The 21,312-nt window shown below is 73.3% G+C and carries 18 protein-coding genes and 1 tRNA gene; 8 read left to right on the top strand and 11 right to left on the bottom strand.

Annotated features, from left to right (window positions below):
• Window positions 1-20: 20 nt before the first annotated feature.
• The 7 genes from AB0J57_RS02930 to AB0J57_RS02900 all read right to left on the bottom strand — a co-directional run bounded on the left by AB0J57_RS02930 (window position 21) and on the right by AB0J57_RS02900 (window position 8,996).
• Window positions 21-1,493: an aldehyde dehydrogenase family protein gene (locus AB0J57_RS02930; RefSeq protein WP_366126131.1), complete on the bottom strand. Its 1,473-nt coding sequence runs from the start codon at window positions 1,491-1,493 to the stop codon at window positions 21-23.
• On the bottom strand, window positions 1,486-2,616 hold the full coding sequence (locus AB0J57_RS02925) for an aromatic ring-hydroxylating dioxygenase subunit alpha (RefSeq protein WP_366126130.1): 1,131 nt from the start codon (window positions 2,614-2,616) through the stop codon (window positions 1,486-1,488). Before AB0J57_RS02925 ends, AB0J57_RS02930 begins: the two co-directional genes overlap by 8 nt.
• Before the next feature lie 9 nt (window positions 2,617-2,625).
• On the bottom strand, window positions 2,626-3,780 hold the full coding sequence (gene solA, locus AB0J57_RS02920) for an N-methyl-L-tryptophan oxidase (protein WP_366126129.1): 1,155 nt from the start codon (window positions 3,778-3,780) through the stop codon (window positions 2,626-2,628).
• 15 nt (window positions 3,781-3,795) lie between these two features.
• Window positions 3,796-6,243 (bottom strand): FAD-dependent oxidoreductase, encoded by a 2,448-nt coding sequence (locus AB0J57_RS02915; protein WP_366126128.1) that lies wholly within the window; start codon window positions 6,241-6,243, stop codon window positions 3,796-3,798.
• A gap of 21 nt (window positions 6,244-6,264) precedes the next feature.
• Window positions 6,265-6,876 (bottom strand): MBL fold metallo-hydrolase, encoded by a 612-nt coding sequence (locus tag AB0J57_RS02910; RefSeq protein WP_366126127.1) that lies wholly within the window; start codon window positions 6,874-6,876, stop codon window positions 6,265-6,267.
• Window positions 6,877-6,890: 14 nt separating this feature from the next.
• Window positions 6,891-7,976 (bottom strand): S-(hydroxymethyl)mycothiol dehydrogenase, encoded by a 1,086-nt coding sequence (locus tag AB0J57_RS02905; protein ID WP_366126126.1) that lies wholly within the window; start codon window positions 7,974-7,976, stop codon window positions 6,891-6,893.
• Between the two features lie 201 nt (window positions 7,977-8,177).
• Complete coding sequence (locus tag AB0J57_RS02900; protein WP_366126125.1) at window positions 8,178-8,996, bottom strand: IclR family transcriptional regulator; 819 nt, start codon at window positions 8,994-8,996, stop codon at window positions 8,178-8,180.
• A gap of 178 nt (window positions 8,997-9,174) precedes the next feature.
• Between AB0J57_RS02900 and AB0J57_RS02895 the strand changes: the two genes are divergently transcribed.
• Genes AB0J57_RS02895 through AB0J57_RS02885 form a run of 3 tightly spaced genes read left to right on the top strand, consistent with a single transcriptional unit; the run spans window position 9,175 to window position 11,092 of the window.
• On the top strand, window positions 9,175-9,495 hold the full coding sequence (locus AB0J57_RS02895; RefSeq protein WP_366126124.1) for a bifunctional 3-phenylpropionate/cinnamic acid dioxygenase ferredoxin subunit: 321 nt from the start codon (window positions 9,175-9,177) through the stop codon (window positions 9,493-9,495).
• On the top strand, window positions 9,492-10,718 hold the full coding sequence (locus tag AB0J57_RS02890; RefSeq protein ID WP_366126123.1) for an FAD-dependent oxidoreductase: 1,227 nt from the start codon (window positions 9,492-9,494) through the stop codon (window positions 10,716-10,718). The genes AB0J57_RS02895 and AB0J57_RS02890 overlap by 4 nt, the downstream gene beginning before the upstream one ends.
• Entirely contained in the window at window positions 10,715-11,092 is a 378-nt protein-coding gene (locus tag AB0J57_RS02885) for a DUF488 family protein (RefSeq protein WP_366126122.1), read from the top strand. Before AB0J57_RS02890 ends, AB0J57_RS02885 begins: the two co-directional genes overlap by 4 nt.
• 38 nt (window positions 11,093-11,130) lie before the next feature.
• Here AB0J57_RS02885 and AB0J57_RS02880 read toward each other — a convergent pair whose 3' ends face one another.
• Both AB0J57_RS02880 and AB0J57_RS02875 read right to left on the bottom strand, forming a co-directional pair.
• Entirely contained in the window at window positions 11,131-12,000 is an 870-nt protein-coding gene (locus AB0J57_RS02880) for a DMT family transporter (protein ID WP_366126121.1), read from the bottom strand.
• The gene (locus tag AB0J57_RS02875) at window positions 11,997-12,734 is read right to left on the bottom strand and encodes a phosphatase PAP2 family protein (protein WP_366126120.1); all 738 of its coding nucleotides are present in this window, start codon (window positions 12,732-12,734) and stop codon (window positions 11,997-11,999) included. Before AB0J57_RS02875 ends, AB0J57_RS02880 begins: the two co-directional genes overlap by 4 nt.
• A gap of 174 nt (window positions 12,735-12,908) precedes the next feature.
• Here AB0J57_RS02875 and AB0J57_RS02870 point away from each other — a divergent pair, with 174 nt between their 5' ends.
• Together AB0J57_RS02870 and AB0J57_RS02865 are read left to right on the top strand one after the other, a co-directional pair.
• The gene (locus AB0J57_RS02870; protein WP_366126119.1) at window positions 12,909-13,520 is read left to right on the top strand and encodes a TetR/AcrR family transcriptional regulator; all 612 of its coding nucleotides are present in this window, start codon (window positions 12,909-12,911) and stop codon (window positions 13,518-13,520) included.
• Between the two features lie 93 nt (window positions 13,521-13,613).
• Window positions 13,614-15,086 carry a cytochrome P450 gene (locus AB0J57_RS02865; protein ID WP_366126118.1) on the top strand — a complete coding sequence of 491 codons (1,473 nt, stop codon included), beginning with the start codon at window positions 13,614-13,616 and terminating at the stop codon, window positions 15,084-15,086.
• Here AB0J57_RS02865 and AB0J57_RS02860 read toward each other — a convergent pair whose 3' ends face one another.
• A complete protein-coding gene (locus AB0J57_RS02860; protein WP_366126117.1) occupies window positions 15,087-15,557 on the bottom strand; it encodes a DUF309 domain-containing protein in 471 nt (156 codons plus the stop codon).
• Between the two features lie 124 nt (window positions 15,558-15,681).
• On the opposite strand from AB0J57_RS02860, the gene AB0J57_RS02855 reads away from it, so the two are divergent.
• The 3 genes from AB0J57_RS02855 (at window position 15,682) to AB0J57_RS02845 (ending at window position 18,983) form a co-directional block, all read left to right on the top strand.
• Window positions 15,682-18,351: an AAA family ATPase gene (locus tag AB0J57_RS02855; RefSeq protein ID WP_366126116.1), complete on the top strand. Its 2,670-nt coding sequence runs from the start codon at window positions 15,682-15,684 to the stop codon at window positions 18,349-18,351.
• 52 nt (window positions 18,352-18,403) lie between these two features.
• Window positions 18,404-18,477 (top strand) — tRNA-Pro (locus AB0J57_RS02850).
• Between the two features lie 179 nt (window positions 18,478-18,656).
• Window positions 18,657-18,983: a GYD domain-containing protein gene (locus tag AB0J57_RS02845; RefSeq protein WP_366126115.1), complete on the top strand. Its 327-nt coding sequence runs from the start codon at window positions 18,657-18,659 to the stop codon at window positions 18,981-18,983.
• Window positions 18,984-19,058: 75 nt separating this feature from the next.
• On the opposite strand, the gene AB0J57_RS02840 is transcribed toward AB0J57_RS02845, so the two are convergent.
• Window positions 19,059-21,278, bottom strand: coding sequence for an NADP-dependent isocitrate dehydrogenase (locus AB0J57_RS02840; protein ID WP_366126114.1), 2,220 nt, complete (start codon window positions 21,276-21,278; stop codon window positions 19,059-19,061).
• Window positions 21,279-21,312 lie beyond the last annotated feature (34 nt).

The following is a 21,312-nucleotide window of genomic DNA, read 5'->3' as shown; positions in this document are numbered from 1 at the left end:
GTGGGGGAGAGGTCGTCGAGTCAGGCGAACCAACCCTGGGGGGCGGGGGCCGTGTTGCGCCAGATGTGCTTCGCCTCGCGGTACTCGGCAAGGCCCGCCGGACCGAGCTCGCGCCCCGTACCGGACTGCTTGAACCCGCCCCACTCCGCCTGCGGCAGATAGGGGTGGTAGTCGTTGATCCACACGGTGCCCAGGCGCAGCCGGGACGCCATCCGGGCCGCCCGCCCCTCGTCGCCCGTCCACACCGCGCCCGCCAGCCCGTAGACCGTGTCGTTGGCGAGCCGTACGGCCTCGTCCTCGTCGCCGTCACGGAAACGTTCCACCGTCAGGACCGGCCCGAACGACTCCTCCCGGACCACCGACATCCCGGCACGGCACTCGTCCAGCACCGTCGGCAGGTAGTAGAACCCCGCCTCGTACGCCGGGCCTTCGGGCCGCGCCCCGCCGCAGCGCAGCACCGCCCCCTCCGCCAGCCCGGCCGCCACGTACGCCTCGACCTTCGCGCGGTGCGCGGCCGAGATCAGCGGCCCCGCCTGCGCCCGCTCGTCGAACGGCCCGCCCAGCCGGATGCGACGGGCCCGGCGTACCACCTCGTCCACGAACCGGTCGTGGAGCGAGTCCTCCACCAGCAGCCGCGCCCCCGCCGAGCACACCTGGCCCGAGTGCAGGAACACCGCCGTCAGTGCCATGTCCACCGCCGCTTCGAAGTCGGCGTCCGCGAACACGATGTTCGGGTTCTTGCCGCCCAGCTCCAGCGCGACCTTCTTCACCGTCCCGGCCGCAGCGGCCATCAGCCGCCGCCCGGTGGCGAGCCCGCCCGTGAACGACAGCAGGTCCACGTCCGGGTGGTCGGCGAGCGGAGCGCCCGCCTCCGGCCCTGCCCCCAGGACCAGGTTCGCGGCGCCGTCCGGCAGCCCGGCCTCCGCCAGCAGCCGCATCAGCCGGATCGCGGTGTGCGGGGTCAGCTCGCTCGGCTTCAGAACGAACGTGTTGCCGGCCGCGAGCGCCGGGGCGACCTTCCACGCCGTCTGGAGCAGCGGATAGTTCCACGGCGTGATCAGCCCGCACACCCCGACCGGCTCGTACACCACCCGGCTGTCCGCCGACGCCGGCCCCGTGTCGATCACCCGCCCGGTCTCCGTCGCGGCCAGCCGCCCGAAGTACCGGAAGCACGCCACCACGTCGTCCACGTCGTACCGGCTCTCCACCAGCCGCTTGCCGGTGTCCAGCGACTCCGCGCGCGCCACCGCCTCCCGGTCCCGTACGAGGAGGTCCGCGACCCGCAGCAGCAGGTCCCCCCGCTCGGCGTCCGCCGTACGCGGCCAGGGGCCCTCGTCGAAGGCGCGCCGCGCGGCGGCGATGGCGTCCGCCGTGTCCTTGCCGCCCGCCTCGTCCACCTCCCCGACGAGCGTGGAGTCGGCCGGGCAGCGGATCTCGCGGGTGCGCTCGTCACGGGGTCTCGTCCACGCCCCGCCGATGAAGAGGTCAGGCACCGGAGCCCCCCAGGTGCTCGGTCAGCCAGGAGTGGAAGATCCCGATGTGGTGCTCGGTCGGGACCAGGACGCCGCCGGAGCGGTAGGCGCGGGAGGCCATCGCCGGCTGGGTGCGCTCGCACGCGTCGAAGTCCTGGACGTTGACCCGGTGGAACAGCTCCACCGACTTGGACACGTCCGCTCCGGACGCGACGACCTCGGGCGCGTACAGCCAGTCGCACTCGACGACCGTGCGGTCCTCGGCGAGCGGGAACATCCGGTGCAGGATCACATGGTCGGGGACCAGGTTGATGAAGACCGTCGGCTTCACCGTGATCGCGTAATAGCGGCGGTCCTGGTCGGGCGTGACCTCGGGCAGCTTCGCGAAGCCCTCGCTGCCGTCGACCGTGAAGCCCTTGACGCCGTCACCGAACTCGGCGCCGTGACCGACGTAGTACTGCGCCGCGTAGCCCTCGGCGAACTCGGGGAGCACATCGGTCAGTTCGGGGTGGATGGTGGCGCAGTGGTAGCACTCCATGAAGTTCTCGACGATCAGCTTCCAGTTCGCCTTCACGTCGTAGGTGATGCGCCGGCCGAGCGCCAGCTCCTCGGTGCGGTAGCGCTCGATGGAGGCCGCGTCGCCGAGCCGCTCCACCGCCGCGCCCATCACCGTCTCCTCGAACGACGGCGGCTCGTCGGCCAGGCACACCCACGCGTAGCCGAGCCACTCGCGCAGGTGCACCGTGACCAGGCCGTACGCGGTGCGGTCGACGTCCGGCATCTTCGTCAGGTTCGGCGCCGCGACCAGTTGGCCGTCCAGGTCGTAGGTCCAGGCGTGGTACGGGCACTGGAGGTTGCGGCGCACCTCACCCGACTCCTCCAGGCAGAGGCGGGCGCCCCGGTGGCGGCAGACGTTGAGGAACGCGCGCAGCTCACCGGCCCGGTTGCGGGTCACGATGACGCTCTCCCGGCCGACCTGGACCGTGCGGAAGGCCCCGGGCCGCTCGAGGTCCGCGCCGCGCACCGCGCAGAACCACATGGCTTCGAAGAGCCGCTCCTGCTCCTGCCGGAAGACGTCCGGGTCGGTGTAGTAGTGGCCGGGGAGGGTGGCGATGAGGCTCGGGGACAGGGGTGTTGTCGTCACTGCGGCCTCCTAGGCGGGCGCGGCGGTGAGGCGGCTGGGGTCGAACAGCTCGATCGGGTGCGCGGTGGTGCCGGTCAGCGCCAGGTCGGCCACGATCTCGCCGACGACCGGCACGAACTTGAACCCGTGCCCGGAGAACCCGCAGGCGACCGTCACGGACTCGGGGTGCCGGGGGTGGCGGGCGATCACGAAGTGCTCGTCGGGCGTGTTGGAGTACATGCAGGTCGCGGCCTTCAGGAACCGGCCGGGCAGGGCCGGGAGCAGCCGGGCGGCCTGCTCCGCCATCGCCGCGACCTCGTGGTCGTGCACGGTCCGCTCGATGGTCTCCGGGGTGCAGACGGTGCCCTTGCGGAAGAACGCCACCTTCGCGCCCAGCTCCGGCCCGTCGATGGCGGGGAACCCGTAGATCTGGACGTCGTCCGCGTCCTCCCAGATGTAGATGGGGTGGTTCTCGGGAAGGAACGGCGTGGTGCCGCCCTCCGGCTGGAACCAGTACATGACCTGCCGTTCGATGGTGAACGGCACCCCGAGGTCGGTGAGCAGCGCGGGCGCCCACGCGCCGGGGCAGATCACCAACTGGCCGGCCGTGTAGGTGTTCTCGGCGGTGTGGACGCGCACGCCGTCGCGGTACGGCTCCCAGCGCAGCAGCGGCTCCTCGAAGTGCAGGTCCGCCCCTGCTTGCGTGGCGAGCTGGAGGTGGGCGGCGACGGTGTTCTCGGGCCGGAGCAGCCCGGCCCGCGCCTCGTACAGCGCCACCTCGTCGTCGGCCGGCGTCAGGGTCGGGAAGCGGCGCCGTACCTCCTTGGCGTCGAGCATCTCGTGCGGCAGGCCCCACCGCTCGGCCGACAGCCGGGAACCGGCGACGGTACGGGACTCGGGGCGGCCCAGCATCAGCCCGCCGCACAGGGTGGCGATGTCGCGTCCGGTGTCCCGCTCCAGCCGCTCGTACAGCTCGTACGCGCGCAGCAGCAGCGGTACGTACGCGGGGTCCTCGAAGTACGACTGGCGGGTGATCCGCGAACCGCCGTGGCTGGAGCCCCGGTTGTGCACCGGGCCGAACCTCTCCAGCCCCAGTACGCGGGCGCCGCGCGCGGACAGGTGGTGGGCGGCGGCACTGCCCATACCGCCCAGGCCGACCACGATCACGTCATAGGTGGGTGACATGCTTCTTCGGCCTCCTCAGCGGCGGATACGGCTCATCTCCGGGTCGAACAGCGGCTCGTCGGCGACCGTCGCCGCCACCTTCCGCCCGAAGTACTCCACGTGCACGGCCGTGCCCGTGGCCAGCGGCGGCAGCCAGGCGTACGCGACGCAGCGGCCCAGCGTGTAGCCGTACGCGGCGCTCGTCACGTATCCGGCCGGTGAGCCGGCCACGTGGACCGGTTCCTTGCCCAGCACGACGTCGGACGGGTCGTCGAGGAGCAGCGCGGTGAGCCTGTGCTCCGGCTCGCCCGCCCCTTCCAGAGCCTGGCGGCCGACGAAGTCGCCCTTGTCCATGCGCACGGCGAAACCGACACCGGCCTCGTACGGGGTGTGCTCGTCGGTCATGTCGTGGCCCCAGGCCCGGTAGCCCTTCTCCAGGCGCAGGCTGTTGAAGGCGGACCGCCCGGCGGCGATGACGCCGTGCTCCCGGCCCGCCTCCCACAGGGTGTCCCACAGCCGCAGCCCCAGGTCGGCGCTGGTGTACAGCTCCCAGCCGAGCTCGCCGACGTAACTCAGCCGCATGGCCGTCACGGGCACGTGCCCGAGGTAGGTCTGCTTGGCGCGGAAGTAGCCGAAGCCCTTGTGCGAGAAGTCGTCGCGGGTCAGCGGCTGTACGAGGTCGCGGGCGAGCGGCCCCCACACGCCGATGCAGCAGGTCCCGGAGGTGATGTCGCGGATGTGTACGTCGTCGGGGGCGTGCCGCAGCAGCCAGTCCTCGTCGGCCCGGCTGTTGGCGCCGACCTGGAACCGGTCCTCCGCGAGCCGGGCCACGGTGAGGTCCGAGCGGATGCCGCCCGTCTCGTCCAGGAGCAGGGTGTAGGTCACCGCGCCCGGCTTCTTGGCCAGGTTGTTGGTGGTCATGCGCTGGAGGAAGGCGAGGGCGCCGGTCCCGGTGACCTCCAGCCGGCGCAGCGGCGTCATGTCGTACAGCGCGACCCTCTCCCGGGTCGCCCTGGCCTCGGCGGCGGCGATCGGCGACCAGTGGCGGGCCGACCAGGCGTCCCGCTCCGGGAGCCGCATGTTCTCGGTGAGTGGGGCGTTCGCCTCGTACCAGTGCGGCCGCTCCCAGCCGCCGCCCTCCAGGAAGTACGCGCCGAGTTCCTTCTGCCGCTCGTAGAAGGGGCTGACCCGCAGCGGGCGTGGCTGATCCATGGGCTGGAGCGGGTGGATGACGTCGTACACCTCGATGAACTGCTGTGAACCGCGTTCACGGATGTACGCCGGTGAGCGCTGCGCGTCCTCGAAACGCGTGAGGTCGCATTCGTGCACGTCGGTCGCCGGCCGCCCGTCGACCATCCACTCGGCGACCGCCTTGGCGACGCCCGCCGAGTGCGTGACCCAGACCGCCTCGGCGAGCCAGAAGCCGCGCAGGGTGCGGGACTCGCCGAGGACCGGCATCCCGTCGGGCGTGAAGGAGAAGACCCCGTTGAAGCCTTCCTGGACCTCGGCCTTCGCGAGCGCGGGCAGCAGCCAGGCGCAGTCCTTCCAGCTCGGGGCGAAGTCCTCGGGGGTGAACGGGTACGAGGACGGCATCCTGCTGGGCGTGTCGGGCGCCTCGTCGTACGCCGGGACGGTGAACGGGTCGACGGGCAGGGGCCGGTGCGCGTAGCTGCCGATGCCGATCCGGTCGGTGTGCTCTCGGAAGTACAGGTCGCGGTCCTGGAAGCGGAGGATGGGCCGGGACGCCTCGGCGGACGCGCCGGCCAGTTCCGGCAGCGGGCCGGTCCTGGCGTACTGGTGGGCGAGGGGGAGCAGCGGGACGTCCACCCCGGCCATGCGGCCGACGACCGGGCCCCAGAAACCGGCGGCCGAGACGACGTGGTCGGCCGGGAAGACGCCCCGGTCGGTGACGACCCCGGTGACCCGGCCGCCCTCCCGCTCGATGCCGGTGACGGTGTGCCGCTCCAGGAAGCGGGCGCCGCGTGCTTCGGCGCGGGCCATCTGGGCGCGGCAGGCCGGGACGGCCCGGGCGAGCCCGTCGCCGGGGGTGTGGAAGCCGCCGAGGACCTTGGTCTCGTCGAGCAGCGGCCACAGCTCCTTGCAGCGGGACGGCGGGACCACCTCGCCCGGTACGCCCCAGGCGGCGGCGTACCCGGCCCGGCGGCGCAGTTCGGCGAGGCGTTCCTCGGTGGTGGCGAGCTCCAGCCCGCCGACGGGGTTGAAGCAGGACAGGCCATCGGCCTCCAGGGCGCTGAACTTCTCCACGGTGTACGCGGCGAACTCGGTGAGCGTCTTGGACGGGTTGGTCCGGAAGACCAGCCCGGGCGCGTGGGAGGTGGAGCCGCCGGGCGCGGGGAGCGGGCCCTGTTCGAGGACGGTGACGTCGGTCCAGCCGCGGGCGGTCAGCTCGTCGGCGAGGGAGCAGCCGACGATGCCGGCGCCGATGACGACGACTCGGGGGTTGGCGTGGGACGTGCTGGACATGCCCCTCCTTGGTTGGGGGTGTCAGACGGCGGCCGGGACGTGCGGGCGTTCGGCGGCGATCGTCGTGTCGTCGCCGTGGCCGGTGTGGACGACGGTGCCGCCCGGCAGGGTGAGCAGCCGTTCGCGGATGGACGCGAGGATCGTCGGGCGGTCGGAGAAGGAACGGCCGGTCGCGCCGGGGCCGCCGTGGAAGAGCGTGTCGCCGGTGAACACGGCGTCCAGGAAAGGGACGTGGAGCACGCAGCTCCCCCAGGTGTGGCCGGGTGTGTGCAGTACCCGCGCCCGGACCCCGGCCACCAGCAGCCGCTGCCCGTCCCGCAGGTCGCCGTCCGGGGCCCGGCCGGGGTGGACGGTGTCCCACAGTTCCCGGTCCGCGGGGTGGAGGAGGACGGGCGCCCCGGTGGCCTCGGCGAGGGCGGGCGCGGCGCGGATGTGGTCGTCGTGGCCGTGGGTGCACACGACGGCGGTGACCCGGCGGCCCGCGACGGCCGCCAGGACCGCGGCCGCGTCGTGGGCGGCGTCCACGACCAGCACCTCGTCGTCGTCCCCGACGAGCCACACGTTGTTGTCGACGTCGAAGGTCTCGCCGTCGAGGCTGAACGTGCCGGAGGTGACGACCCGTTCGGCGCGCACGTCCCCGTGACAGGTCACAGGACGACCACCGAGCGCAGGACCTCACCCCGGTGCATCTTCGCGAACGCGCTCTCGACCTGCTCCAGGGAGATCGTCTCGGTCACGAAGGAGTTGAGGTCGAGCAGGCCGTAGAGGTACTGGTCGATGAGGACCGGGAAGTCGCGGCTCGGCAGGCAGTCGCCGTACCAGGAGGACTTCAGGGCGCCGCCGCGCGAGAACAGGTCGATCAGCGGGAGGTCGATCGTCATCTCGGGATCGGGGACACCCACTTGGACGAGCACACCGGCGTGGTCGCGCATGTAGAAGGCCTGCTTGTACGTTTCCGGGCGGCCGACCGCGTCGATGGCGATGTCCACCCCGAACCCGTCGGTGAGCGCGCGCACGGCTTCGACGGGATCCGTGCCCCGGGAGTTGACCGTGTGCGTGGCCCCGAACTTCTCGGCCAGGTTCAGCTTCTGGTCGTCGATGTCGACGGCGATGACCTTGCGGGCGCCGTTCAGACAGGCGCCCGCGATGGCGGCGTTGCCGACGCCGCCGCAGCCGATGACGGCGACCGTGTCTCCGTTGCCGACGTTGCCGGTGTTCACGGCGGCGCCGTACCCGGCCATCACCCCGCAGCCGATGAGGCCCGCGGCCTCGGGGCGGGCCGCCGGGTCGATCTTCACCGCCTGCCCGGCGGCCACCAGGGTCTTCTCGGCGAACGCGCCGATGCCGAGGGCGGGGGAGAGGGGCGTGCCGTCCAGCAGGGTCATCGGCTGGGCGGCGTTGCGGGAGTCGAAGCAGTACCAGGGCCGGCCGCGGCGGCAGGACCTGCAGTCCCCGCAGGGGGCGCGCCAGGCGATGACGACGTAGTCGCCGGGGGCGAGTGTGGTCACGCCGTCGCCCACGGCCTCGATCGTGCCGGCCGCCTCGTGGCCGAGGAGGAACGGGAAGTCGTCGTTGATGGCGCCCTCCCGGTAGTGCAGATCCGTATGGCAGACCCCGCAGGCCTGGACGGAGACGAGCACCTCGCCGGGGCCCGGATCGGGCACCACGATCGTCTGCACCTCGACGGGTGCGCCCTTCTTCACGGCGACGACGGCACGGACCTCATGTGGCACGACAGACTCCTCTGCTGTTGCGCACTGCGCTATGGGTTGCGCGACGGGGAACATACTGGGAACGCCGACAAGTTGCCGTCAAGAGGTGCGTGTCAACGCCCGGGAAATCCTTACGCCACCGCCGAAACGCGCCGGACACACGAAGGAGCGGGGCCGGGTTTCCCCGGCCCCGCTCCTGTGGTCCACGCGGATGGCGGTGCGTCAGATGCCGTACCCCATCCGCCGCGACAGCTCGTCGGCCGCCGTGACCGTGCGCCGCGCCAGCTCCGGCAGCCGCTCCCGCTCCAGCCGGTACGCCGGCCCCGACACGCTCAGCGCGCCGATGACCTTGCCGTCGTGCGCCCGCACCGGAGCCGCCACCGCGTTCAGCCCCAGCTCCAGCTCCTCCGCCGCCAGCGCGAACCCCTGCGCGACCACCGACTCCAGCTCGACGCGCAGCATCCCGGCGCTGGTCACCGTGTGCTCCGTGAACCTCGGCAGCGCCCGCGCCAGCAGCCCCTCCCGCAACGTGACCGGCAGATGGGCGAGCAGCACCTTGCCGCTGGAGGTGGAGTGCAGCGGCGTGCGTCTGCCCAGCCAGTTCTGCGCCGTGACGGACGACGGGCCGCGCGCCTGCATGATGTTGACGGCGGCGTCGTCGTCCAGCACCGCGATGTTGACCGTCTCGCCCAGCTCGTCGGCGAGCTCCCGGCAGACCGGGGCGCCCTCCTGGGAGATGTCCAGCCGCACCGCCGCCGCCCCCGCCAGGCGCAGGACGCCCGCACCCAGGAAGTACTTGCCGCGGTCCTGCGCCTGGCTGACCAGGCCCCGGTTCTCCAGCACGCCGAGCAGCCGGAAGGCCGTCGACTTGTGCACGTCGAGCTCGTCGGCGATGTCGGTGACGCCCGCCTCGCCGTGCCGGGCGAGGATTTCCAGCACGCTCACCGCGCGGTCCACCGACTGGATGGCACCCGCCGCGCCCTTGGCCGCTCGCTCCCGCGTGTCGTCGGTCTGGTCAGCCGCTGTCTGATTGCGGGTCATGGTTCAACTCTCACCACCTTGCGGCCGGTTCGGGCCGCATCTTCGGGAAGCCCTTGACGCGGCAGGCACCCCGACCGGATTCTGTTGCGCATAGCGCGCCCTCATGCGCCATGCGAAACGTTATGTGAAACGTCATGTTACCCAAGAGTCCTAGAATCCTGGACCAAGAGGGGGGCCCGTGATTCCCGTCTGCCGCCTCGAAGACCTCCCCGCGGGCGAATCCGTCCGTGTCGACACCACGCCGCCCATCGCGGTGTTCAACGCCGACGGTGAGCTGTACGCCATCGACGACACCTGCAGCCACCAGGACGCCTCCCTCTCCGAGGGGTGGCTGGAAGGCTGTCTGGTCGAATGCCCGCTCCACGCCGCCTCATTCGATCTCCGTACCGGGCAGCCGACCTGCCTGCCCGCCCGCCGCCCCGTCCGCACCCACCAGGTGATCGTCACCGACGGCGTCATCCACGTCCGTCCGGCCGTACAGGAGGACACCGCGGCATGAAGACCGTGACCGTGGTCGGCGCGTCGCTGGCCGGCCTGTACGCGGCCCGCGAGCTGCGCGCCCAGGGGTTCGACGGCCGCCTGGTGATCGTCGGCGAGGAACCGCACCGCCCCTACGACCGGCCGCCCCTGTCCAAGGAGTTCCTCACCGGATACGCCGGAGACGCCGGCGACCAGGCCGGCGACCAGGCCGGTGAGGAGCGGCTCGCCCTCGCCGACGCCGAGGAGGAGGCCGGCCTGGCCGCCGAGTGGCTGCTCGGCACCCGCGCCCGGGGCCTCGACCCGCGCGGCCGCACCCTGCTCCTGGACGGCGGGCGCACCGTCTCCACGGACGGCGTCGTCATCGCCACCGGGGCGTCCGCCCGCCGACTGCCCGGGTCCACGGGCACGGCCGGCGTCCACACGCTCCGCACGCTCGACGACGCTCGCGCCCTGCGGGCGGACCTGGCCGGCGGACCGCGCCGGGTCGTGGTCATCGGCGGCGGCTTCATCGGCGCCGAGACGGCCTCCTCGTGCGCCACCCTGGGCCACGACGTCACCGTCGTCGAGGCCGCCCCGCTCCCGCTGGTGCCCCAACTCGGCCCCGAGATGGCCGCCGTGTGCGCCGCCCTGCACGCGCGCGGGGGCACCCAGCTCATCACCGGCGCCTCCGTGGCGGGGCTCCGCGGTGACCGGCGCGTTCGTGCCGTCGAGCTGGCCGACGGGCGAGTGCTCCCCGCCGACGTGGTCGTCGTCGGCATCGGAGCCGTACCCAACACCGCCTGGCTCGCGGGCTCCACCCTCGCCCTCGGCGACGGCGTGCTCTGCGACGACGGCTGCGTCACCTCGCTGCCGCAGGTCGTGGCCGTCGGCGACGTCGCCCGCGTCGGTGGCGTACGCGCCGAGCACTGGACCAGCGCCACCGAGCAGCCCGCCGTCGCGGTACGCAACCTGCTCGCCGGGCGGACCGCCGCCACCGTGCGCCCGCTGCCGTACTTCTGGTCGGACCAGTACGGCGCGCGCATCCAGTTCGCGGGGCGGCGGAGGGGCGGCGACACCGTCCGCATCGCCGAGGGCTCCACGGACGGAGGCGGCTTCCTGGCCCTGTACGAGCGCGACGGCGCCCCCACGGCCGCCCTCGCCGTGGACCGGCCCCGCCCCTTCATGAAGGCACGCCGCGACCTCGCCCGGGCGGCCCGGCCGGCGCCCGCGATCCAGGGCCTGACCCTAGCCTGGGAAGCATGACGCGAGCCGCTTCCCGCCCGAGGAGACCGAAGATCCGCCGCATCTACGATCCGGCCGAACCCGGCGACGGGGTGCGGGTCCTCGTCGACCGGCTCTGGCCGCGCGGCCTGTCCAAGGCGGACGCGCACGTCGACGAGTGGCCCAAGTCCCTCACCCCGTCCACCGTGCTGAGGCGCTGGTACCACGCGGCGGAGGGCGACGCCTACGAGGAGTTCCGGCAGCGGTACGAGGCAGAGCTCGCCGAGCCGGAGGCCGCCGAGGCCCTCGACCGGCTGCGCGACCTCGCCCGCAAGGGGCCGCTCACGCTCCTCACCGCCTCCAAGGACCCGGAGCGCAGCCACGCGGCCGTGCTCGTGGAGCTGCTCAAGGGGTGACTGCTGAGGTGCTCAAGGGTGGTGACCCTTTGAGCTGCTCAAGGCGTGACCGGGTGGGCATCCGGCTCCGGTGCCCGGGGCGCGGGCACGGGCGCCGGGTGACCGGCCGTCAGGAGGACCACCCCGCGCGCCGCCACCGCACCGGCGGCCGCCGCGGCCAGCCAGCCGACCGGGCCCGCCCGGAACGTCTCGCCGAGCAGGGCGACGCCGATGGCGGCGGCCGCCGCCGGGTTCGCGAGGTTCACCACGGCGAGCGGCGCCGCAAGCCCGCCCCGGAACGCCGCCTGCGACAGCAGCAGCCCGCCCATGGCGAACACCGACACCAGCACCGCCAGGAGCGCCGTCTGCCACCAGGTCATCGGCCCGCCGGGCAGCTCCCGCGCGAGTGAGGCGGTGACCGTCTGGGTGAGGGCGGACGCCACACCCGATGAGATCCCCGACGCCGTCGCCAGACCCAGACCCCCGCCCCCTCGGCGTACCAGCGCCGCGATCCCCGCCGCCGTCACCGCCACCACCGCCAGCGCCTCCGGCAGCGACAGCGCCTCGCCCGGCGCCGCCGGGCCCACCACCGCGACCAGGCCGACCAGCCCGCCCAGCGTCCACAGCGCGCCGCGCCACTCCGCCCGTGTCACGCGTCGCCGCTCGTAGTACGCCCCGACGGGCAGCGCGGCGACCAGCGTCAGGGCGCCCAGCGGCTGCACCAGGGTGAGCGGCCCGTAGTGGAGCGCCGCGACGTGGGTGAGCGCGCCGGCCCCGTTCAGCCCGACCGCCCACCACCACAGCGGCCGGGACAGCAGCGCTCGGGCACGCCCGGGCACCGCCGCCAGCCGCGACTGGACGACCGCCGCCAGCGCGTACCCGGCGGCCGACGCGAGGGAGAGCAGCACGGCGAGCAGCGTGGTCCTCATCGCAGCGCCGCCGCGCGCACCGGGGCCACCCGTACGAGGGCCAGACAGGCGCCCAGAAGCACCGTGGCCACCAGCGCGTCCACCCAGTAGTGGTTCGCCGTCCCGACGATCACCAGCAGGGTGACCAACGGGTGGAGCAGCCACAGCCCGCGCCACCGCCCGCGCGTGGCGGCGATCAGCCCGAGGGCCACCACCAGCGCCCACCCGAAGTGCAGCGACGGCATCGCCGCGAACTGGTTCGCCATGGTGTCCGTGGCGGGAGTGGCGCCGTACACGGAGGGCCCGTAGAGCCGCGCGGTGTCGACGAGCCCCGCCTCGGCCAGCATGCGCGGCGGGGCGAGCGGCGCGAGCAGGTGCAGCGCGAGCGCGGCGGCGGTCAGCAGTGCCAGGACGCGGCGCGCCCACAGGTAGTGGGCGGGGCGGCGCCAGTACAGCCAGGCCAGGAAGGCGACCGTGGCGGGGAAGTGGACCCACGCGTAGTAGGCGTTGGCGGCATGGACGAGGGCGGTCCCGCTGTCCAGCAGCAGGTCCTGCACCCCGCCCTCGCCCGGCAGGTGGACGGCCCGCTCCAGGTGCCACACCCGGTCCGCGTTGCCGAAGGCGAGGCCCTCGTGCCCGTTGGCGACGAGCCGGCCGAGTTTGTAGACGAGGAACAGCACCGTCACCAGCAGCACCTCGCGTACCAGGGGCGGCCGCGGGGCGGTGGTCGTATCCGGCGGTATCCCGGCAGCCATGCTCGGCCCCTCTGAAGGTTCACATCAGAAACAAAAACGGAGGAAGCGTAGATCCGTTTTTATCGAGACGCAAACGTCTCGATACGTTTGCGTCTCGATTGAGCGGCCCTTACTCTCGTACGTGCACGGCTCCCGTACGTGCACGACGCCCCGCCCGCACCCGTGGAGGAACCGATGTCCACGCAGGCCGCCACGGCCGCCGCGCGCCGCAGCAAGATCACGCCGGAGCGCGAGCAGGAGCTGTACGGGGCGGTGCTCGACCTGCTGCGGGAGGGCGGCTACGACGCCGTGACCATGGAGGGCGTCGCCGCCCGCACCAAGTGCGGCAAGGCCACGCTCTACCGCCAGTGGAAGACCAAGTCCCAGTTGGTCACGGCCGCGCTCGACAAGAGCCGGTGCAGCCTGTTCACCGGCATCGACACCGGCTCCCTGGCCGGTGACCTGCGTGCGGCCGCGGTCGCCGCCGCCGGGCGCCGGGGCCGGGACACCGAACTGATGGAGGCCGTCGGGCAGGCCTACCTCCAGCACCCCGACCTGCGCCGGGCACTGCGCGAAACGGTCATCAACCCCGAGGTCGCCGCTCTCGACGCGATGCTGCGGCGCGGTGTCGAACGCGGCGAGATCGCCGCCGACAACCCGGCCATCGCCTTCGTCGCCCCCGGGTTCCTGGGCGTCCTGCGCATCGAGCGGCTCTTCGAGGACCGCTTCGGCGGGGACGACGCCCTGCCCGCGTACGTCGACGCGGTGATCCTCCCGGCGCTGGGCCTCGCCCCGGCCGACGCCTGACGCGGCGGCCGCCGTCTTCCCGGCGCACGGCCGCTCGTGCACCATGGCCGGACCGCACCGTGCCCGCACCCTTCCGCCAGGAGGCGCCGCCGCATGGACCCCACCGCCCCCACCGACCCCACCGCCCCGGCCGACCCCGCGGGCCCGGCGTCTTCCACCGCCCCGGCCGGTACTGCTGCGCCCGCCGGCCCCGCCATGCCCGCGGGCCCGGCGCCCTCCATCGCCTCCAGCGGCCCCATCGCCCCTAGCGGCGCCAATGGCCCCACGGGCCAGGCGACGCCCGCCGGTTCCGCCGCCCCGCCCCCCGCCCCGTCCGCCCCAGCCGGGCCCAGCGCGGCGTTGGACGCGCTCCAGCGCGATCCGTATCCCGTGTATTCACGCGCGCGGCGCGCCGAAGGGCTCACCTACGTACCCGAGCTGGACGCCTGGCTGGTGGCCCGCGACGCGGACGTGCGTGAAGTGCTGCTGCGGCCGGAGGAGTTCTCGTCCGCCCAGTCCCTGCGCCCCGACGTGATGCCCGCGCCCGCCGCGCTCGCCGTCCTCGGCCGGGGCCTCGGCAACCGGCCGACCGTCGTCACGACCGACGGCGCCGCCCACCGGCGCCACCGCGCACCCCTGAACAGCGGCCTGTCCGCCGCCCGGGTGGCCGCGCTCCTGCCGTACGCGGCCGAGGTCGCCGACGAACTGGTCGACGGCTTCGCCGCCGACGGCCGGACCGAGCTGATGGCCTCGTACGCGGGCAGGCTCCCCGGCGCGGTCGTCGGGCGCCTGCTGGGCCTGGACCCCGCCGACGTCCCGGCCGCCGTCCACGGCGGCCACCGCGCCGAACAACTGCTGTTCCGGCCCATGACCGAGGCCGAACAGGTCGAGGCCGCCGAGGACGTCGTCGCCCTCCAGCACCTCCTCGACACCTACATACGTGACCGGCGCGCCCACCCGCGCGACGACCTGTGCTCCTCCCTCGTCGCCGCCCTCGCCCCCGGCACCGGTGAACTCACCCTCGACCAGCGGCACGAACTGGTCGCCACCCTCCAGAACTTCCTCATCGCCGGCCACCTGACCACCACCGCGCTCATCGGAACCACCCTGCTCCACCTCCTCGGCCACCCCGACCAGTGGCGCCTGCTGTGCGCCAAGCCCGAGCTGATCCCCGCCGCCGTGGAGGAGGCGGCCCGCTACGACACCGCCGTGCAGGGCTTCCGCCGCACCACCACCCGCCCCGTCACCCTGGCCGGTACGCGACTGCCCGCCGGGGCCACGGTGTTCGTGGCGTACGGCTCGGCCAACCGCGACGAGACCCGCTACGAGCGCGCCGACACCTTCGACATCACCCGGTCCCTCTCCCGCCCCCACATCCGCCACGTCGCCTTCGGCCACGGCGCGCACGGCTGCCCCGGCTCCCAGCTCGCCCGCGCACAACTCAGGCTCACCGTCGAGCTGTTCGCCCGCCGCCTGCCGGGGCTGCGCCTCGCCGAGGGCCACGACGTCGTGATGCGGCCCACCCTGATCCACCGCTCGCCCCAGGAACTCCACCTCACCTGGGAACCCGGTCCGGGCGTCCGGTGATCACCCCCGCAGCCTCGGCGCCTCCGCCACCGGATCGACGACCCCCTCCAGCCGCCCCGCCAGCTCCCGCGCCCACGCCACCAGACCGCCCACGTCGATCCCGTACGGACGGTCGGTGAACGCCCCGATCCGGTCCGCGCCCCGCAGCAGCAGCCGCGCCCCGCCCGCCGTGTTGCCCCGGGCGGCATGGGTGAGCCCCACCGCGAGCTGCGCCAGCCCCCGCCACAGTTCCCGTTCCTCCTCCGGACCGGACTTCCAGGCGTCCTCGAACACCTCGTGGGCGTGGAACGGCATCCCCGCGTCCAGCAGCCGCTGCGCCTCCCGCACGGTCTCGGCCGGCGTGCGCTCCACCCCCTCGGGCTGCCGCTCCACCCCCGCCTCGCCGTACGGCAGGGGGCGGCCCAGGCCGTCCCTCGGGCGCGCGTTGCGTGCCCGCCCCTCTTCGTCCCGGTCCCGTCGCGTCCTGTTCACGCCCCAATTGTCACCCGTCCGGCGGGCACTGTCCCAACCATGTCCGCCACCCGGGGCACGGGGCTACGCTCGGCTTGCCACGATGTGTGGGGACTCGTCGGGTACTCGTGGGGGAGGGAAGGCGATGCTGCCGTCCCGGCCGGAACACCGGCTTTCCGTACCGCTGTTGGAGCGCGAGCCCGAGCTCGCCGCCGCCGCTCGCGCCGTGGAGGCACTGTGCGGCCCCGCCGCCTCGGGCGGCCTGCTGATCTACCGGGGCGAGGCCGGCATCGGCAAGACGGCGCTGCTCGCCGAGGTCCGCCGGCTCGCCCGGGACCGGTGCACCGTCCACGGTGCGCAAGGCGGCGAGACCGTCACCTCCGTGCCGTTCCACGTCGTGCGTCAGTTACTGCGGCCGGCCCTCGCCGTGATCGGCGACGACCGGGTCGGGCCGCTGTTCGGCGACTGGTACGACGTCGCCGCCCCCGCCCTCGGCATCGCGGCCCCCAGCGGGCCGGCCGCCGACCCCCAGGGCGTACGGGACGGCCTCGACTGGGTCGTCGCCCGGCTCGCCGAGCGCCACCGCGCCCGGCCCCTCGTCCTGCTCGTCGACGACGCGCACTGGGCGGACACCGAATCCCTGACCTGGCTCGCCTCGCTGGCCGTGAGCCTGCCGAGCCTGCCCCTGCTCGTCGTCCTCGCCCACCGCGGCGACCCGCCGCCCGGACCCGTGGCCGCCCTGCTCGACCGGCTCGGGGCCGCCGCCCGGCTGCGCGTCACCCTGCACCCCTTCAGCCCCGGCGCGACCGCCGAACTGGCCCGGGCCACCCTCGGCGACCGGGCGGACGACCCGTTCTGCCGCGAGGTGTGGGCGGTGACCGGCGGCAATCCCTACGAAACGGTGGAACTCCTCGCCAAGGTCCAGGACCGGATGCTCGACCCCGTCGAGCGGTCGGTCCCCCACCTGCGCGACCTCGGCTCCTCCGCGCGCGGCAGCGGACTCGTCGCCCGGCTGGAACGGCTCGGCACCGGACCCACCCGGCTCGCCTGGGCCGCCGCCGTGCTCGGCACCGACATCTCACGGGGCCTCGCCGCCACCCTGGCCGGGATGACCCCCGCCGAGGCGGTCGGCTGCACCGAACGGCTCCGGGAGGCCCGGATCGTCACCGGCTCCGACCCCCTGGAGTTCGCCCACCCGCTCATCGCCACCGCCATATACCGCTCCATCCCGCCCGCCACCCGCACCGCCATGCACGGCCGCGCCGCCTGGGCCGTCGCCCGCGCCGGCCTCGGCGCCGCGGCCGCCGCCCGCCACCTGCTGGAGATCCACCCGGACGACGACGAGGAAGTCGTCGACCAACTGCGCCGGGCCGCCCGCGAACACCTCGCCGTCGGAGCCCCCGACGCCGCCCGCCGCTGCCTGGAACGCGCCCTCCAGGAACCCCCGCCGCCGCACGCCTACGCCCAGGTCCTCTACGAGCTCGGCTGCGCCGCCCTCCTCACCTCACCCCCGGCCACCGTGCGCCACCTGCGCTCCGCCCTCGCCCTGCCCGGCCTCGACGGAGACCTCCGCACCGACGCCACCTGCCGCCTCGCCCAGGCCCTCGCCCACAACGACCAGCTCCGCGAGGCCGCCCACTCCGTCGCCGCCGAGGCCGCCCGCACCCCCGCCGGCGCCGCCCGCACCCGGCTCCAGGCGGCCCACTTCATGTACGAGGCGTTCCGGGCCACCGAGGACGACGGACCCGGCCGCTCCCGCCGCCTCGCCGGCCTCGCCGACCACCTCCCCGGCGCCGACAACGCCGAGCGCGCCCTGCTGTCCCTGCGGGCCTTCGACGCCATGCTGCGCGGTGAGGACGCCGAACTGGTCCTGGACCTGTGCGACCGCGCCCTCGTCGACGGCCGCCCGGCGCGCGGCCTGAGCTGGACCGACACCGAGTGGGGTTTCGAGACCCCCGCCATGGTCGGCGTCACCTACGCCTTCACGGACCGGCCCGACCGTGCCCTGGCCCTCTTCGAGGAGGCGGTACGCGCCTTCGAGATCTCCGGCTGGAGCGGCGCCCACCTCGCCTTCGCGCACACCCTCGTCGGCCTCGCCCACCGCCGCCGCGGCGCGCTCGTCGAGGCCGAGAGCTTCCTCCGCGAGGGCCTCCGCCTCGCCGACCGCGTCGGCAGCGGACTGCCCGTGCAGTGGGACGCCGCCTGCCTGCTCATCGACACCCTGCTCGCCCGCGGCCGGGTCACCGAGGCACGCGGCGTCGCCACCCGCTACCGCTTCGGCCCGCCCTGGCCGAGCGCCATGCTCATGCCGGACGGCCCCTGTGTCCACGGCCGCCTGCTCCTCGCCGAGGGCCGTACGCAGGAAGCCGTCGCCGAACTGGAAGCCGCCGGCCGCGCCTTCGAGGCCCGCGACCGCCACAACGGCCTCTGGGCGCCCTGGGCCTGCGACCTCGCCCGCGCCCTGGCCACCGAGGACCCCACCCGCGCCGCCCGCCTCGCCACCCGCGCCCGCGTCCAGGCCGAACGCTTCGGCACCGACACCGCCATCGGCGAAGCCCTCCGCTGCGCGGCCCTGTTCGCCCGCCCGGACGAAGCCGTCCAGCTCCTGTCCCAGGCGGTCCACCACCTGGAGGCCTCCCCGTCGGCCTACGAACACGCGCTGGCCCGCCACGAGTACGCCTTGGCCCTCCGCTCCCCGGCCCAGCTCACCCACGCCGCCGCCCTGGCCACCACCTGCGGCGCCGACACCCTGGCCACCCGCGCCCTCGCCGACCACGCCCTCCTGACCCGCGACACGAACCCGCCCCCGGAGTGAGGTAATCTTCTCTTGCGCGCTCACCACGGCGAAAACCGCGGGACACGCGCATCGGGACGTGGCGCAGCTTGGTAGCGCACTTGACTGGGGGTCAAGGGGTCGCAGGTTCAAATCCTGTCGTCCCGACTCGTGAGAGTCGCAGATGAGGGGCCGTTTCAGAGAAATCTGAAACGGCCCCTCGCTCATTTCCGGTGACACGCGGGCGCGGTGCGGTCCCGCTCCGGAAGGATTTCCTCCGGTTAGAGTGCGGATTCTGCTTCTACGGCACGCCCGCGCGCGGAAGCGGGGCACGTGAGGAAGAGACAATGCCGCTCTATCTGACGCGATTCAGCTACACGCCGGAAACCTGGGCCAGGCTGATCCACAATCCGGAAGACCGCCGCAGGGCGGCTCAGGCGTACATCGAGTCGGTCGGCGGCAAGCTCCACGGCTTCTGGTACGCCTTCGGCCGGCATGACGGCTACACCCTCTGGGAAGCCCCCGACAACACGTCCATGGCCGCGGTCGCGCTGGCGATCACCGGGGGCGGCGCGCTGGCGTCGTTCGAGACGACGGTTCTCCTGACCGTGGACGAGACGATGGATGCCCTGCGCAAGGCGCGGGACGTGAACTACCAGCCGCCCGGCCGCTAGGTCAGCCGAAACGACCGCCCCGGCCGGTGGTGTCCGGCCGGGGCGGTCGCTTGGTGCGGGAGTGCCGACGAGGCGTCAGCCCAGGGTCGCGAGAGCCTGGTTGAGGGTGGCCGACGGGCGCATGACCGCAGAGGCCTTGGCCGGGTCGGGGTGGTAGTAGCCGCCGATGTCGGCCGGCTTGCCCTGTACCGCGATCAGCTCGTCGACGATCTTCTGCTCGTTGTCGGTGAGCGTCTGCGCGATCGGCGCGAACGCCTTCGCGAGGTCGGCGTCGTCGGTCTGCTTGGCCAGCTCCTGCGCCCAGTACATCGCCAGGTAGAAGTGGCTGCCGCGGTTGTCGATGCCACCCAGGCGACGGCTCGGCGACTTGTCCTCGTTGAGGAACGTCGCGGTCGCGCGGTCCAGCGTGTCGGCCAGGACCTGGGCGCGGGCGTTGCCCGTGGTCTGCGCGAGGTGCTCGAAGCTGACCGCGAGGGCGAGGAACTCGCCCAGGCTGTCCCAGCGCAGGTAGTTCTCCTTGACGAGCTGCTGGACGTGCTTGGGCGCGGAGCCGCCGGCACCCGTCTCGAACAGGCCGCCGCCGTTCATCAGCGGGACGACCGAGAGCATCTTGGCGCTGGTGCCCAGCTCCAGGATCGGGAACAGGTCGGTCAGGTAGTCACGCAGTACGTTGCCGGTGACCGAGATCGTGTTCTCGCCGCGGCGGATCCGCTCGACGGACAGCTTCGTCGCCTCGACCGGGGACATGATGCGGATGTCCAGGCCCTCGGTGTCGTGCTCCGGGAGGTACTGCCTGACCTTCTCGATGAGCACCGCGTCGTGGGCGCGGGTCTCGTCCAGCCAGAACACCGCCGGGTCGCCGGTCGCGCGGGCGCGGGTGACGGCCAGCTTCACCCAGTCCTTGATCGGCGCGTCCTTGGTCTGGCAGGCGCGGAAGATGTCGCCGGCCGAAACGGCCTGCTCCAGAACGACGTTGCCGGCCGCGTCGACGAGACGGACGGTGCCCGTGGTGGGGATCTCGAAGGTCTTGTCGTGGCTGCCGTACTCCTCGGCCTTCTGCGCCATCAGGCCGACGTTGGGCACCGAGCCCATGGTCGCCGGGTCGTACGCGCCGTTCGCCCGGCAGTCGTCGATGACGACCTGGTAGACGCCGGAGTAGCTGCTGTCCGGCAGGACGGCGAGCGTGTCGTGCTCCTGGCCGTCCGGGCCCCACATGTGGCCCGAGGTGCGGATCATGGCGGGCATGGAGGCGTCGACGATGACGTCGGAGGGGACGTGCAGGTTGGTGATGCCCTTGTCGGAGTCGACCATGGCGAGCTCAGGGCCCTCGGCCAGCTCGGCGTCGAAGGACGCCTTGATCTCGGCGCCCTCGGGCAGGGACTCCAGACCCTTGTAGATGCCGCCCAGACCGTCGTTCGGGGTAAGGCCGGCCGCGGCGAGCGTCTCGCCGTACTTCGCGAACGTCTTCGGGAAGAAGGCGCGTACGACGTGACCGAAGATGATCGGGTCCGAGACCTTCATCATCGTGGCCTTGAGGTGCACGGAGAACAGCACGCCCTCCGCCTTGGCGCGGGCGACCTGCGCGGTGAGGAACTCACGCAGCGCGGCGACGCGCATGACGGACGCGTCGACGACCTCGCCCGCCAGGACGGGAACGGACTCGCGCAGCACCGTGGTGGTGCCGTCGTCACCCGCCAGCTCGATACGGAGCGAGCCGGCCTCGGAGATCGCCACGGACTTCTCGGTGGAGCGGAAGTCGTTCTGGCCCATGGTGGCGACGTTGGTCTTGGACTCGGAGGTCCACGCGCCCATCCGGTGCGGGTGGGTCTTGGCGTAGTTCTTGACCGACGCGGGGGCGCGGCGGTCGGAGTTGCCCTCGCGCAGCACCGGGTTGACGGCGCTGCCCTTGACCTTGTCGTAGCGGGCGCGGATGTCCCGCTCCTCGTCGGTCTTCGGGTCGTCCGGGTAGTCCGGCAGCGCGTAGCCCTGCTGCTGGAGCTCGGCGACCGCGGCCTTGAGCTGCGGGATCGACGCCGAGATGTTCGGCAGCTTGATGATGTTGGCCTCGGGCGTCTTGGCCAGCTCGCCCAGCTCGGCGAGCGCGTCCTCGATGCGCTGCCCCTCCTGGAGGTACTCGGGGAAGCCGGCGATGATCCGGCCCGCCAGCGAGATGTCCCGGGTCTCCACGCTGACCCCGGCCGTCGAGGCGTACGCCTGGACCACGGGCAGGAACGAGTACGTGGCCAGGGCCGGGGCCTCGTCAGTGTGTGTATAGATGATGGTCGAGTCAGTCACCGGGTGCTCCGCTCCACGTCTGCAACATTGCTCG

Source organism: Streptomyces sp. NPDC049837 (genome assembly GCF_040674455.1).
In the GTDB taxonomy this organism is placed as follows: Bacteria; Actinomycetota; Actinomycetes; order Streptomycetales; family Streptomycetaceae; genus Streptomyces.
The sequence above is the reverse complement of the archived record's forward strand: the minus strand, read 5'-3'. Positions and strand labels throughout refer to the sequence as shown.

What these genes read in the sequence shown, in the direction of transcription:
- solA (WP_366126129.1), bottom strand. Translation starts at nt 3,780, where the DNA reads ATGTCACCCACCTATGACGTGATCGTGGTCGGCCTGGGCGGTATGGGC.
- AB0J57_RS02915 (WP_366126128.1), bottom strand. Translation starts at nt 6,243, where the DNA reads ATGTCCAGCACGTCCCACGCCAACCCCCGAGTCGTCGTCATCGGCGCC.
- AB0J57_RS02900 (WP_366126125.1), bottom strand. Translation starts at nt 8,996, where the DNA reads ATGACCCGCAATCAGACAGCGGCTGACCAGACCGACGACACGCGGGAG.
- AB0J57_RS02890 (WP_366126123.1), top strand. Translation starts at nt 9,492, where the DNA reads ATGAAGACCGTGACCGTGGTCGGCGCGTCGCTGGCCGGCCTGTACGCG.
- AB0J57_RS02885 (WP_366126122.1), top strand. Translation starts at nt 10,715, where the DNA reads ATGACGCGAGCCGCTTCCCGCCCGAGGAGACCGAAGATCCGCCGCATC.
- AB0J57_RS02880 (WP_366126121.1), bottom strand. Translation starts at nt 12,000, where the DNA reads ATGAGGACCACGCTGCTCGCCGTGCTGCTCTCCCTCGCGTCGGCCGCC.
- AB0J57_RS02875 (WP_366126120.1), bottom strand. Translation starts at nt 12,734, where the DNA reads ATGGCTGCCGGGATACCGCCGGATACGACCACCGCCCCGCGGCCGCCC.
- AB0J57_RS02870 (WP_366126119.1), top strand. Translation starts at nt 12,909, where the DNA reads ATGTCCACGCAGGCCGCCACGGCCGCCGCGCGCCGCAGCAAGATCACG.
- AB0J57_RS02865 (WP_366126118.1), top strand. Translation starts at nt 13,614, where the DNA reads ATGGACCCCACCGCCCCCACCGACCCCACCGCCCCGGCCGACCCCGCG.
- AB0J57_RS02855 (WP_366126116.1), top strand. Translation starts at nt 15,682, where the DNA reads ATGCTGCCGTCCCGGCCGGAACACCGGCTTTCCGTACCGCTGTTGGAG.
- AB0J57_RS02845 (WP_366126115.1), top strand. Translation starts at nt 18,657, where the DNA reads ATGCCGCTCTATCTGACGCGATTCAGCTACACGCCGGAAACCTGGGCC.